Source organism: Micromonospora sp. SH-82 (genome assembly GCF_051132485.1).
Classification (GTDB): Bacteria; Actinomycetota; Actinomycetes; order Mycobacteriales; family Micromonosporaceae; genus Micromonospora.
On the sequence record NZ_CP148049.1, the window covers coordinates 2,481,574 to 2,494,910 of the forward strand.

Annotated in this window: 10 protein-coding genes and 3 pseudogenes; 11 read left to right on the forward strand and 2 right to left on the reverse strand. The window is 72.2% G+C overall.

The genetic code is table 11. The features are described 5' to 3' along the window. Window positions 1–194: 194 nt before the first annotated feature. The 4 genes from WHN02_RS11455 to WHN02_RS11470 all read left to right on the forward strand — a co-directional run bounded on the left by WHN02_RS11455 (window position 195) and on the right by WHN02_RS11470 (window position 5,503). Window positions 195–1,754: a M20/M25/M40 family metallo-hydrolase gene (locus tag WHN02_RS11455; protein ID WP_434743301.1), complete on the forward strand. Its 1,560-nt coding sequence runs from the start codon at window positions 195–197 to the stop codon at window positions 1,752–1,754. Between the two features lie 203 nt (window positions 1,755–1,957). After that, on the forward strand, window positions 1,958–3,316 hold the full coding sequence (locus tag WHN02_RS11460; RefSeq protein ID WP_434743302.1) for a hemolysin family protein: 1,359 nt from the start codon (window positions 1,958–1,960) through the stop codon (window positions 3,314–3,316). Between the two features lie 67 nt (window positions 3,317–3,383). Next, on the forward strand, window positions 3,384–4,448 hold the full coding sequence (locus WHN02_RS11465; RefSeq protein ID WP_434743303.1) for a hemolysin family protein: 1,065 nt from the start codon (window positions 3,384–3,386) through the stop codon (window positions 4,446–4,448). 119 nt (window positions 4,449–4,567) lie between these two features. Beyond that, window positions 4,568–5,503 carry a sporulation protein gene (locus WHN02_RS11470; RefSeq protein WP_434743304.1) on the forward strand — a complete coding sequence of 312 codons (936 nt, stop codon included), beginning with the start codon at window positions 4,568–4,570 and terminating at the stop codon, window positions 5,501–5,503. Window positions 5,504–5,512: 9 nt separating this feature from the next. Here WHN02_RS11470 and leuE read toward each other — a convergent pair whose 3' ends face one another. Next, a complete protein-coding gene (gene leuE, locus WHN02_RS11475; RefSeq protein WP_434743305.1) occupies window positions 5,513–6,181 on the reverse strand; it encodes a leucine efflux protein LeuE in 669 nt (222 codons plus the stop codon). Continuing rightward, window positions 6,178–6,828 carry a pyridoxamine 5'-phosphate oxidase family protein gene (locus WHN02_RS11480; protein ID WP_434743306.1) on the reverse strand — a complete coding sequence of 217 codons (651 nt, stop codon included), beginning with the start codon at window positions 6,826–6,828 and terminating at the stop codon, window positions 6,178–6,180. The genes leuE and WHN02_RS11480 overlap by 4 nt, the downstream gene beginning before the upstream one ends. A gap of 38 nt (window positions 6,829–6,866) precedes the next feature. Here WHN02_RS11480 and WHN02_RS11485 point away from each other — a divergent pair, with 38 nt between their 5' ends. The 7 genes and pseudogenes from WHN02_RS11485 to WHN02_RS11515 all read left to right on the forward strand — a co-directional run bounded on the left by WHN02_RS11485 (window position 6,867) and on the right by WHN02_RS11515 (window position 13,016). Beyond that, window positions 6,867–8,207, forward strand: coding sequence for an aminotransferase class I/II-fold pyridoxal phosphate-dependent enzyme (locus WHN02_RS11485; RefSeq protein WP_434743307.1), 1,341 nt, complete (start codon window positions 6,867–6,869; stop codon window positions 8,205–8,207). A 253-nt stretch (window positions 8,208–8,460) separates the two neighbouring features. Further along, window positions 8,461–9,771, forward strand: coding sequence for an MFS transporter (locus tag WHN02_RS11490; RefSeq protein ID WP_434743308.1), 1,311 nt, complete (start codon window positions 8,461–8,463; stop codon window positions 9,769–9,771). Window positions 9,772–9,773: 2 nt separating this feature from the next. Then, window positions 9,774–9,974, forward strand: coding sequence for a DUF3046 domain-containing protein (locus tag WHN02_RS11495; protein ID WP_350899299.1), 201 nt, complete (start codon window positions 9,774–9,776; stop codon window positions 9,972–9,974). 185 nt (window positions 9,975–10,159) lie between these two features. Beyond that, window positions 10,160–10,792: pseudogene (recA, locus tag WHN02_RS11500) on the forward strand (recombinase RecA); the annotation flags it as partial. Continuing rightward, window positions 10,778–11,842: pseudogene (locus tag WHN02_RS11505) on the forward strand (intein-containing recombinase RecA); the annotation flags it as partial. The pseudogenes recA and WHN02_RS11505, both read left to right, overlap by 15 nt. 6 nt (window positions 11,843–11,848) lie before the next feature. Beyond that, window positions 11,849–12,301, forward strand: a pseudogene (locus WHN02_RS11510) (intein-containing recombinase RecA); the annotation flags it as partial. Between the two features lie 7 nt (window positions 12,302–12,308). After that, the gene (locus WHN02_RS11515; RefSeq protein WP_434743309.1) at window positions 12,309–13,016 is read left to right on the forward strand and encodes a regulatory protein RecX; all 708 of its coding nucleotides are present in this window, start codon (window positions 12,309–12,311) and stop codon (window positions 13,014–13,016) included. Window positions 13,017–13,337 lie beyond the last annotated feature (321 nt).

A 13,337-nucleotide genomic window follows, 5' to 3' on the forward strand; every position in this document is an offset into this window, starting at 1 on the left:
GGTCCCTCCACCCCCATTGGTCCCACAACCGCCGAGCGGTCCCAATTCGGGGACTGCGACGAATTCCCCCCTTGCGTATTGCCGATCGTCGATGTCAGTCGCAGTCTCATGCACAGTCCGTTGTCGATCAACGGTGACCGGTCGGCCATGGCCCACCCGGCCCGGCCGCCCTCCACTCCCGACCCGGAGGACCCATGAGATCCCGTACCCCCTGGATCGCCGCGCTGGCCGTCACAGCCGTGACCCTGGCGACCGGCCCGAGCGCCACCGCCGCCCCCGCAGTGGCCGCCACCGGGACGGCCCCGGCGGCGGCCCCCGTGGCGCTGGCCGCCCCGGACGTCCCGGTGGCGAACGTGCAGGCCCACCTGAACCAGTTCCTGGCCATCGCCAACGCCAACGGCGGCAACCGGGCGCACGGGCGGCCCGGCTACCTCGCCTCCGTCAACTACGTCCGGGGCAGGCTCGACGCGGTCGGGTTCACCACCTCCGTGCAGTCGTTCACCTACAACGGCGCCACCGGCTACAACCTGATCGCCGACTGGCCCGGCGGGGACCCGAACGCCGTGGTGATGACCGGGGCGCACCTGGACAGCACCACCGCCGGGCCGGGAATGAACGACAACGCCACCGGGTCCGCGGCCGTCCTGGAGGTCGCCCTGGCCGTGGCCCGGACCGGGTTCACCCCGGACCGGCACCTGCGGTTCGCCTGGTGGGGGGCGGAGGAGCTGGGGCTGCGCGGTTCCCGGCACTACGTCACCAACCTGCCGACCACCGAGCGGACGAAGATCAAGGCGTACCTGAACTTCGACATGATCGGGTCGCCGAACCCCGGCTACTTCGTCTACGACGGGGACAACTCCGACGGGGTGGGGGCCGGCCCCGGACCGGCCGGCTCGGCCCAGATCGAGCAGACCATCCAGGCGTATTTCACCTCCATCGGGGTGACGACCCGGGGGACCGACTTCGACGGGCGCAGCGACTACGGGCCGTTCATCAGCGCGGGCATCCCGGCCGGCGGCACCTTCACCGGTGCCGAGGGCACCAAGACCAGCGCCCAGGCCGCGCTCTGGGGCGGCACCGCCGGGGCCGCCTTCGACCCCTGCTACCACCGGGCCTGCGACACCCTGGCCAACGTCAACGCCACCGCCCTGGACCGCAACGCCGACGCCATCGCGCACACCGTCTGGACCCTGGCCGGGGCCGCCCCGCCGGCCGGCAGCACCGTCTTCGCCGACGGGTTCGAGACCGCCACCGGGTGGACCGTGAACCCGGCCGGTACCGACACCGCCACCGCCGGCCGCTGGGAGCGGGGCGTCCCCGCCACCACCAGCAGCGGCGGGGTGACCACCCAGCTTCCCGCAGCCGCCGGGAGCAACGCCCTGGTGACCGGGGCGGCGGCCGGGGCCAGCGCCGGGGCCAACGACCTCGACGGCGGGGTCAGCACCATCCAGTCCCCACCGGTCACCCTCCCGGCCACCGGGACGCTGACCCTGTCCCTCGCCGCCTACCTGGCCCACCTCGACAACGCCGACACCGCCGACTACCTGCGGGTACGGGTGGTCGGCACGAGCACCGTCACCGCCCTCACCGTCACCGGTGCGGCGGCCAACCGGGCGGCTGCCTGGCAGTCGGTCACCGCCGACGTCTCGGCCCTGCGGGGCCAGACCGTACGCGTCGTCGTCGACGCCGCCGACGCGGGCGCGGCCAGCCTGGTCGAGGCCGCCGTGGACGACGTCCGGATCGTGCGGAGCTGACCCGACCGACCCGGTTCCGACGCCGTCACCCGAGGTGGTGACGGCGCCGGACCCGGTGTGGCCACCCCCAGCGGAAGCGGGGTCCACGCCGATAAAATGTCAGGCATGACCGACTCCTCTGCCCAGGAGGGCAGCAGTAGCGAGCCGGGCTCCGCCCGGCGTTCCCCCCTGCCGACGACGTCCACGGCCGCCGTGAGTTCCCCGTGCTGACCCTCGTCGGACTCGTCCTGATCATCGTTCTCACCGTCGCGACCGGCTACTTCGTGGCCCAGGAGTTCGGCTACGTCGCCGTCGACCGGGGCAAGCTCAAGCAGCTCGCCGACTCCGGCGACCAGGCCGCCGTCCGGGCCCTGGAGGTCACCAGCCGCCTGTCGTTCATGCTCTCCGGCGCCCAGCTCGGCATCACGGTGACCACCCTGCTGGTCGGTTACGTCGCCGAGCCGTACCTGGGTGCCGGGCTCGCCCAACTGCTCGGCGGGGCGGGCGTCTCCCAGGCCGTCACCCTCCCCCTGTCCATCGTGCTCGCCCTGGTCATCGCCACGGCGGTGCAGATGGTCCTCGGGGAGCTGGCCCCGAAGAACCTGGCCATCGCCCGCCCCGAGCCGTTGGCCCGCGCGTTGTCCCGGTCCACCCTGATCTACCTGAAGGTGGCCGGTCCGCTGATCAAGCTCTTCGACCGGGCCGCCGTACGCCTGCTGCGCCGGGTCGGGATCGAGCCGATCGAGGAGCTGCCCACCGGCGCCACCCCCGAGGACCTCGAACAGATCATCGCGGAGTCCCGGGAGGAGGGGCACCTCGACGCGGAGATGTCCGACCTCCTCGACCGGGGGCTGGACTTCCGACAGCTGACCGCCGGGGAGGCGATGGTGCCCCGGGTCGACGTGCACACCATCCGCGCCGACGAGCCGGTCAGCCGGATCGTCGAGCTGCTCGACACCGGCCACTCCCGGTTCCCGGTGCGCGGAGCCGAGGGGGTCGACGACGTGGTCGGCGTGGTCGGGATCGCCGACGTGCTCGGGGTGCCACCGGCGCAGCGGGGCAGCACCCCGGTCAGCGCGGTGGCCGTACCGCCGCTGCTGGTGCCGGAGACGCTTCCGCTGCCGACGGTGCTGGACCGGCTCCGGTCCGGACACCGTCAGCTCGCCTGCGTGGTCGACGAGTACGGCGGGTTCGCCGGCGTGATCACGTTGGAGGACCTGGCCGAGGAGCTGGTGGGCCCGATCCTCGACGAGGACGACCTCCCGGAGCGGGCCCCCGCCCGACAGGAGGACGGATCCTGGGTGGTGCCGGCCCGCTGGCGGATCGACGAGGTCGCCGACAGCACCGGTATCGCCCTGCCCGAGGCCCCCGAGTACGACACCCTCTCCGGCCTGGTCATGCGGGAACTCGGTCGGGTGCCCGAGGTGGGCGATCGGCTGGAGATCGTCCTGCCGGCCGACGGCGAGGAGCCCAAGACGGTGCCCACCGCCCTGGTCGAGGTCCTGGCCGTCGACCGACACGTCGCCGACTCGGTCCGCATCCGCGTCGCCGCCCCCGAGGAACGCCAAGAGGTGACGGCATGAGCGAGCGGTGCGAGCGAGTCATCGTCGTCGTGGTCCATGTCGGTGCCGAACGTAGTGAGGTGACGGCATGAGTCCGGGGATCGCGCTCACTGTCTCGGTGGTGCTGCTGGCCCTCAACGGGTTCTTCGTGGCGGCGGAGTTCGCCCTGGTGGCCGCGAAGCGGTACCGGTTGGAGCAGCTGGCCGGGACCGGGGGACGCCGGGCCCGGGCGGCCATCGACGGGGTCCGTGAGCTGTCGCTGATGTTGGCCGGTGCGCAGCTCGGCATCACCCTGTGCACCCTGGGTCTGGGTGCGTTGGCCGAGCCGGCGATCGAGCGGCTGGTCGGTCCGCTGCTGCACGCGGCGGGGCTGCCCAACACGGCGAGTCACGTCGTCGCGTTGGTGTTCGCGTTGAGCCTGGTCACCTTCCTGCACCTGGTGGTCGGCGAGATGGCACCGAAGTCGTGGGCGATCACCCATCCGGAGCGTTCGGCACTGCTGTTGGCCCTGCCGTTCCGGGCCTTCGCCCGGGTGGCGCGGCCGGTCCTGTCGGTGCTCAACTCGTGGGCCAACGCGATGCTGCGGCTGGTCAAGGTGCATCCGCAGGACCAGTTGGCGCAGGTGCACGGGCCGAGTGAGCTGCGCATCCTGCTGGAGCAGTCCCGGGAGCACGGGTTGCTCGGCGCGGAGCAGCACCAGTTGTTGACGAGCATGTTGGAGCTGCAACGCACGACGGTGGCCAACGTGATGGAACCCTTCGACCAGATCGTCACGGTCCGTCGTGACGACCCGGCCGACCGGATCGAGCAGGTCAGTCGGGACAGCGGCCGGTCCCGACTGGCGGTGGTGGATCCGGGCGGCGAGGTGGTCGGCCTGGTCCACGTCCGGGAGGCGGTACGCGCTGTCACCACCGGTCGTAGTGCCACCGCCGGTGAGTTGATGAGCAGCGCCTTCACCCTGCCCGCCGATTCGACTGTCAATCAGGCGGTGGCGGCGATGCGGGGTCGGCAGGCCCAGTTGGCGCTGGTCCGCAACGGTGGCGGGCCGACCCGGCCGATCGGGTTCGTCGCGTTGGAGGACCTGTTGGAGGAGGTCATCGGCGAGTTCGACGACGAGACCGACTCGGTGCCGCGCGGGCGGCGGATGCGCTGAGACGGGTCCCGCGCGTCCGGCCCCCGAGCGGGGACCGGACGCGTGGGACGGGTACCGCGACGGGGTCGGGGTCGGGGTTGTCGGTGCCGCGGGGGCGGCTGGCGACGGGAGCGACGGCGGTGCGGTTGACGGGGGTGTCACCGGAGTCGGGTTGGCCGGGGCTGGGGGTCCGGACCACTGTGGTCAGCCCGAGCACCCGTCCGGGGCTGCGGTTTCCGGGGCGGGTGATGCTCTCCGCCGGTGACCGGGACGTGGCCGTCCGGCACATCGCGCTCGGCCTGGTCGCCCAGGCGGAGCCGGATGATCCGGGCCGGGGGCCCCGGCTGGTGGAGTTCCACCAGACGTCGATCGCCGGTCCGTTCGTGGTTCCGGCCGGACGACGTCGGGCTGTCGACTTCGCGTTGCCGCTGCCCTGGGAGACCCCGGTGACCATCTTCGGCGGGGTGCCGGTGATGGGGTTGCGCACCGCGTTGCGTACCGAGGTCGCGGTCGGTGCGGATCCGGGGGCGGGCCGGAGCACGTCGGTCCCGGTGTTCGTCCATCCGCTTCCGGTCCAGCAGCACGTCCTGGCCACTCTGGACACGCTGGGTTTCGTGATGCGTCAGGCGGCCCTGCAACTGGGGCGGCTGCCCGGGGTGGAGCAGACGCTCGGCGTGCACCAGCGGCTCGGCTACTGGGTGGGACCGCTGTACGCCGGTCCGATCACCGAGTTGGAGGTGATCTTCGTGGCCGACTCGGTGGGGCTGGAGGTGATCCTCTGGGTGGACCGCCGGTTGGCCCTGGCCGGTGCCACCCACCAGAGCATCAGCCGGTTCCGGGTCTGGCACGTCGGGGCCGACCAGCAGGACTGGCCGGCCGTGGTGGACGGGTGGCTGCGCTCGACGATCAACCGGCACGCCGCGATGGCGGCGCACGCGGACTGGTCGGCGCAGGTCACCGAGTCGGCGCACGTGAGTCGTCCGCCGGACCGTCCGGTGCCGCCCGGGATGGGGTTGGGCGGCACCGGGGGCGGGACCGGCATCGGCGGGGGTGGCGGGGGCGGTGACGGTACCTGAGGGTGGCGGTCAGCCGGCGGCGGTGGCCAGCTTGACGCTGAATCCGAGGAACAGGGCGGCGACCCCGGTGGTGGCCCCGGCGGCCAGTCGTCGTCGGCTGGCGAACTGCGCGGCCAGGAACGTCCCGGCGAAGATCAGCATGCTGAGGTAGACAGCGCTCGTCACCTGGGCGATCAGCCCGAGCAGCAGGAACGACAGCGCCGGCCAGGGGTAGGTCGGGTCGACGAACTGGATGAAGAACGACACGAAGAACAGGATCGCCTTCGGGTTGAGCAGGCTGATGACCAGCGCCTTGCGGAACGGACTGCGTGCCGCTTCCGGTCCGGCGCTGTCGATCAGACGCGGGGTGTCCGGGTCGTGCCGGGTCCGCCAGCGCCGCCAGGCGCCGAGGAGCATCGTCAACCCGACGTAGCCGAGGTACGCGGCGCCCGCGTACTTGATCACCAGGAAGAGCGGCGGGTACGCCTTGAGCAGCGAGGCCACCCCGGCGGCGGAGAGGACCATCAGCACCCCGTCGCCGAGGAAGACCCCACCGGCGGCCCGGTAGCCGACCCGTATCCCGCGACGGGCGGCGGTGGAGAGCACGAAGAGCGAGTTCGGGCCGGGCAGCAGCACGATCGCCACGGTGCCCAGCACGTACGTCCAGAGGTCGGTGATTCCCAGCACGGGGGAGATCATCGCCGGGTGCCCGTACCGGGTAGGTAGGCGGGGGGCGGGGTGCTCACCCCGGCGTCCGGTTCGGGTGTTCCGGGGGTGAGCCGGAGCGGGACGACCCCTGCCCAGTGCGGCAGGGCGAGGTCTTCCTCGTCGTCGCCGACCCCGCCGCTGCGGACCCTCGTCGACACCTCCCGCAGCGGCAGTGCCAGGACGGCGGTCTCGGCCAGCTCCCGTCGGCTGGGCGGTCGGGAGTCGGCGGCGCGACCGGGGCCGAACCTGTCCACCAGGGCGGTGAGGACCTCGGTCTTGGTCTGGTCGTCGGTGACCAGGTGGGCGGTCCCGTGCGCGACCACCGACCGGTAGTTGGCGCTGTGGTGGAACTGGGAGCGGGCGTAGACGAGCGCGTCGAGGAGGGTGACCGAGACGCAGACTGCCAGGCCGTCGGGGGAGCGGGCGGCCAGCAGGGGTCGGCTGCCGGTGGAGCCGTGCAGGTAGAGGGTGTCGTCGACCCGGACGTGCAGGGTGGGCAGGAGTCGGGGCTCCCCGTCGACGACGAACCCGAGCGTGCAGTGGTACGCCTCGTCGAGGACCGCGTGGGCGGCGTCCCGGTCGTAGTTCATCCGCTGTCGGGCCCGGGTGGAGGTGGTGCGGGGGGTCGGTGGGTACACGAGACGGATCCTCTTTGTTCTAGTACAATCTCTTAATTGTGTCAGCACGCTATCAGGTCACCGGGTCCACCGCCGTCGAGATTTCAGCCAGCATCGAATCGGGCATCCGGACCGGGGCGCTCCCCGCCGACGCGGCGCTGCCTGCGGTCCGTACCCTCGCCGTCGACCTGGCCGTCAGCCCGGCCACCGTCGCCCGGGCCTACCAGGACCTCCGGCAGCGGGGGCTGGTCGCCACCGCCGGTCGCCACGGCACCCGGGTCCGAGCCCGACCGACCGTCACCGTCGGTCGGTCGGCGCTGCGCCCGCCTCCCGCCCCCGGCACCCGGGACCTCTCCGCCGGGGAACCCGACGCGACGCTCCTGCCGCAGCTGGGTCCGCACCTGGCCGCCCTCGCCGCCGCGAAGACCCCCACCATCGGGTACGCCGACGCCGGAACCCTGCCGGACCTGGCCGACACCGCCCGTCGACGACTCGCCGCCGACGGGGTACCGGTCGGGGAGGTCACCCTCACCGGAGGTGCCCTGGACGGCATCGAACGCGTCCTCGACGCCCACCTGCGCCACGGTGACCCGGTCGCCGTGGAGGACCCCGGCTGGGCCAACCTCCTCGACCTGGTCGCCGCCCTCGGGTTGCGCCCGATCGGGGTCCCCGTCGACGACGACGGCCCCACCGAGGCCGGGGTACGCGCCGCCCTCGCCGCCGGGGCCCGGGCGCTGATCGTGACCAGCCGGGCGCAGAACCCCACCGGCGCCGCCGTCTCCGCCGACCGGGCCAGGGCCCTGCGCACCCTCCTCGCCGACCGGCCCGACCTGCTCCTCGTCGAGGACGACCACGCCGCCGAACTGGCCCGGGTGCCGTTGCACCCACTCGTCGGGGCGACCGGGTCGTGGGCCTTCGTCCGCTCGGTGAGCAAGCCGTACGGCCCCGACCTGCGCCTGGCTGTCCTCACCGGAGACGACACGACGGTGGCCCGCGTCGCCGGCCGGTCCCGGGTCGGCGCCGGGTGGGTCTCCACCGTCCTGCAACGCCTGGTCCTGTCCCTGTGGCGGGACCCGGGCACCACCGACCTGGTCGACCGGGCCGGTGCCGACTACGAACGTCGGCGCAACGCCCTGCTGTCCGCCCTCGCCGCCCACGGGCTGACCGGCCACGGCCGCAGCGGGATCAACGTCTGGCTGCCGGTGCCCGACGAGACCGCCGCGGTGACCGCCCTGCGTGACGCCGGCTGGTCGTTGGCGCCAGGTGCCCCGTTCCGGCTCGCCGCCCCACCCGCCGTCCGGGTCACCGTCAGCACCCTCACCGACGCCGACATCGCCCCCCTCGCCGCCGCGATCGCCAGCGCCCTGCACCCCTCCCCCCGCACCGGCCTCACCGCTTGACCGCACGGCCCCTTTCGAGGAAATGAATCTCGGGCAGTTTCCGTCAGCAGCGCAGTCAGCAGCGCACAGGAACTGTCCAAGATCCAGACCGAGCAGGGCTTCGGCGGCGGCACCGAGCATCACGACGATCTCCGGGACCGGACTCTCGCCGACCGAGGCGGCCGCCGGTGCGGGGCGCGGAGACGTTCCTCTCTACGGTGGGGGCACAGGGGCCGTCGCCGACCGGCCCGTCCGGCGTACCCCGGGAGCCGCGATGACCACCAGGCAGGCAGTGCCGCCCCGCGACCGGACGACGGTCGCGGCGATCCAGCGGCGTACCGTCCGGTTGCTCTTCCTCACCCAGGTCGTCGGTGGGGTGGGGGTGACCATCGGGGTCGCGGTCGGGGCGTTGCTCGCCACCGACATCGCCGGCACCGCCGTGTCCGGGGTCGCCCAGAGCGCGGCGGTGGTGGGTGCCGCGTTGCTCGCCGTCCCGGTCACCCGCCTGATGACCGGGTACGGGCGGCGACCCGGCCTGGTCCTGGCGTACCTGGTGGGGGCGGTCGGTGGGGTCCTCACCGTGCTGGCCGCGACCACCCGGTCGGTGCCCCTGCTCTTCCTGGGCATGCTGCTGTTCGGCGGGGGGAGCGCGGCCAACCTCCAGGCCCGTTACGCCGCAGTGGACCTGGCCGAGCCGGCCCGTCGGGGACGGCAACTGTCGCTGGTGGTCTGGGCCACCACGCTCGGCGCGGTGGCGGCCCCCAACTTCGCCGCCGTGGCCGACCGGGTCACCGTCGGGTGGGGGCTGCCCGCACTGTCGGGGCCGTTCGCGTTCAGCGCCGCCGCCTTCGTCCTGGCCGCCGGGGTGCTCCTGCTGTTCCTGCGGCCCGACCCGCTGCTCACCGCGCGCCGGCTGGCCGACCCCGTCACCGTCGACCCGGCGGCCCGGCCGTCGCGCGGGCTCCGGGAGGCCTGGTCGGTGGTGCGGGAGCGACCCGCCGCCCGGCTCGGGATCGCCGCGGTGGCCGTCGGTCACCTGGTGATGGTCGCGGTGATGGTGATGACCCCGGTACGCCTGCACGAGGCACACCACGACGTCGACGTCCTGCCGGTGGTGGGTCTGGTGCTGAGTCTGCACATCGCCGGCATGTACGCCCTGGCCCCGGTGGTGGGATGGCTCACCGACCGGCTCGGCCGACGTCCGGTGGTGCTCGGCGGGGCCGGGCTGCTGCTGGCCGCCTGTGCGGTGGCCGGTACGGCCGGACACGACACCTTCCGGCTCACCGCCGGTCTGGTCCTGCTGGGGCTGGGCTGGTCGGCGACGATGGTGGCGGGTTCCACACTGCTGTCGGAGTCGGTCCCGGTGCCGGTCCGCCCGACCGTCCAGGGGCTGTCCGACCTGATCATGGGGCTGGCCGGGGCGTCGGCCGGCGCGGTCAGCGGGTTCGTCATGCAGGTGGCGGGATATCCGGTCCTGACCCTGCTCGCGGCGGTCGCGGTGGGGCCACTGGTGGCGCTAGCGTTGCGGCCGGCGCCGCCGGTTCCGTACCGGGCCGACAGCGACGCGCCGGACGAGGGGGAGTGACAGTGCGGCTGACCGATTTCTGGACGCGGCTCGAGGAGGCCTTCGGCCCGGGGTACGCGGCCAGCATCGCCGCCGACCAGGTGCTGTCCCAGCTCGACGGGCGGACCGTCGAACAGGCGCTCGCCGCTGGTGAGCAGACCCACGTCGTGTGGCGTGCGGTCTGTGCCGCGTATCCCGACCGGGTCCCCGCGCGCCTACGCTGAGCAGCGCAGACGATCGCCCAGCGTGTCACTTGCCCAGTCGTACACCTGTTCGGCTATTGTCCACAGCGGGGTGCTTGTCCACAGGTCGCGGCCCGTCGGCTGGTTTTCTGTCGGACCCAGCGCCTAGCGTGTCCCGCGTGACGAGAAGCTCAGGAAAGACGCCGGCGAAGGCAGGGGTGGCAACCATGGCGGCAGGGCCTGACCGGGAGAAGGCACTCGACCTTGCTCTCGCTCAGATCGACAAGCAGTTCGGCAAGGGTTCGGTGATGCGGCTGGGGGAGCGGCCGGTCATCCAGACCGCGATCATCCCGACCGGTTCCATCGCCCTCGACGTGGCGCTGGGGGTCGGCGGGTTGCCCCGGGGGCGGGTGGTCGAGGTCTACGGCCCGGAGTCCAGCGGTAAGACGACGGTGGCCCTGCACGCGGTGGCCAACGCCCAGCGCAACGGCGGGATCGCCGCCTTCGTCGACGCCGAGCACGCCCTCGACCCGGAGTACGCCAAGGCCCTCGGCGTCGACACCGACGCCCTGCTGGTCTCCCAGCCGGACACCGGTGAGCAGGCGCTGGAGATCGTGGACATGCTGGTCCGCTCCGGTGCGCTCGACATCATCGTGATCGACTCGGTCGCCGCCCTGGTGCCGCGCGCCGAGATCGAGGGTGAGATGGGCGACAGTCACGTCGGCCTCCAGGCCCGGCTGATGAGCCAGGCGCTGCGCAAGATCACCGGCGTGCTCAACAACACCGGCACCACAGCGATCTTCATCAACCAGCTCCGCGAGAAGATCGGTGTCATGTTCGGCTGCATGTCGTACTCGACCCGGGTCACCCTGGCGGACGGCACGCAGGAGAAGATCGGCAAGATCGTCAATCAGCGGATGGACGTCGAGGTCCTCTCGTACGACCCGGAGACCGACCGGGTCGAGCCGAAACGGATCACCAACTGGTTCAACAACGGCCCGGCGGAGCAGTTCCTCCAGTTCACCGTGGCGAAGTCGGGCGGCAACGGGCGGGCACAGTTCGCTGCCACTCCCAACCACCTGGTCCGCACTCCGGGTGGGTGGCGGGAGGCCGGGGAGCTCATCGCCGGTGACCGGGTGATGCTGGCCGAGTCGCACCGGCTCAGCGAGCAGCAGTGGCAGGTGGTGCTCGGCTCGGTGCTGGGGGACGGTGCCCTCTCTCCCAACCGTGACGACCGTAACGGGGTCCGGTTCCGTCTCGGGCACGGTGCCGCCCAGGTCGACTACCTGGACTGGAAGGTGGCCCTGCTCGGGAACATCACCCATTCCCGGCGTACCGACTCGCGGGGTGCCGCCTTCGTCGACTTCACTCCGCTACCGGAGCTTGCCGAACTGCGTCGGGCAGTCTACCTGGGCGACGGCAAGAAGCACCTCAGCTGGGACTTCCTCAAGGCGTTGACCCCGCTGGCCCTCGCGGTGTGGTACATGGACGACGGCGGCTTCACCGTTCGGTCCAAGGGCCTTCAGCAACGTACCGAGGGCGGTTCCGGGCGGATCGAGATCTGCGTCGAGGCGATGGCCGAGGGCAGCCGGATCCGGCTGGTCGAGCACCTCCGACACACGTACGACCTGGACGTCAGGCTCGCCTCCCGTGGCGCTCGGGGCACCGCCTCGGTCCTGTTCACGACCGAGGCGTCGGCAAGGTTCCACTCGTTGGTCGCCGACTACGTGCCGGCGGCGATGGAGTCGAAGCTCCTGCCCCGGTTCCGTGGCCGGTGCACTGTCGAACCGCAGTTCGTTCCCGCCGAGCTGACCCCGGTGCCGGCCCGGATCATCGACGTGCACGTCAAGCCCAGGACCCGCTCGATGAACCGGTTCGACATCGAGGTCGAGGGAAACCACAACTACTTCGTCGACGGCGTCATGGTGCACAACAGTCCCGAGACGACCACCGGTGGTCGGGCGTTGAAGTTCTACGCCTCGGTCCGACTCGACGTGCGTCGCATCGAGAGCCTCAAGGACGGCACCGACGTGGTCGGTAACCGGACCCGGGTCAAGGTCGTGAAGAACAAGGTCTCCGCGCCGTTCAAGCAGGCCGAGTTCGACATCATGTACGGCAAGGGCATCTCCCGGGAGGGGTCGCTGATCGACGTCGGTGTCGAGCAGGCGATCATCCGCAAGTCCGGGGCCTGGTACACCTACGACGGCGACCAGCTCGGCCAGGGCAAGGAGAAGGCCCGGGAGTTCCTTCGGGAGAACCCGGACGTGGCCGCCGAGATCGAGAAGAAGATCCTGGAGAAGCTCGGCGTGGGGACGGCCGCTGGTGCCGACGCTGCCGGTGGCCCGGAGCTGCCGCCGGTCGACTTCTGATCGGCGGGTGGCAGGACGACGCGCCCGCACGGGGCGGGGCTGGGATGCCGGCCCTTCCCGCGCGGGCGATGCCACCCCCCGCCCCCGTCGGGGTCGACGTGTCGGCTCCGACGGGGACCACGACGACCCGACCCAGGGAGCGGCCGAGGCCTCACCTCCGAGTCCCGCCGAGGCGGCCCGCCGGGAGGCGGAGCTGGCCCGGGAGATCTGCCTGCGCCAGCTCTCCGTCCGGCCGCGCACCCGGGCGGAGCTGGCGACAGCGTTGACCCGACGGGGGATCTCCGAGGAGGTTGCCGCCGAGGTCCTCGACCGGTACGACGAGGTCGGCATGGTCGACGACGCCGCCTTCGCCCGGGCCTGGGTGTCGAGCCGACACTCGGGCCGGGGACTGGCGCGTCGGGCGCTCGCCAACGAGCTTCGCCAACGCGGGGTGGACCAGGAGGTGGCCGCCCCGGCCCTCGACGCCATCGACGAGGAGACCGAGGCGGAGACGGCACGGGCGCTGGTGGACCGGAAGCTGCGGACCGTCCGGGGCGAGCCCGATGCTGTCTTTCGCCGGCTGGTCGGCATGTTGGCCCGTAAGGGCTACCCGGCCGGGGTGGCGATCCGGGCGGTCAAGGACGCCCTCGCCGCGCAGAGCGCCGAGGCGGCCGAGTTCGCCGACCGGATCGACGCCGACGCATTGGCCGAGTCCGAGGGCGACCTCGACCGCTGAGTCTCCCCCTCGGACATCACCGCATCTGTCCGGCGATGTCCGATCCGCCGGTGGGCACGGAGTGACTTTTCCACTTCGCTCCGTTCGGGGGGTTCGATCATGACTCCTTGACCGGAGGGCACTCGGAGACCTAGCCTCGCCTTACAAGCTCAATTTGCCCGACCAGTGCAGGCTAAGCGCACAACATAGATGGCATAACGGAACAGCAACACTTTGGTCAGCTTTCTTCGTCGCGGACGGCCCTTCGCCGCCCGCGCCGTCGGCTGCTGACCCGACAACTGCACCCCCGTCGGTGGTGTCCCCAGTCGGGGCGCGACCGAC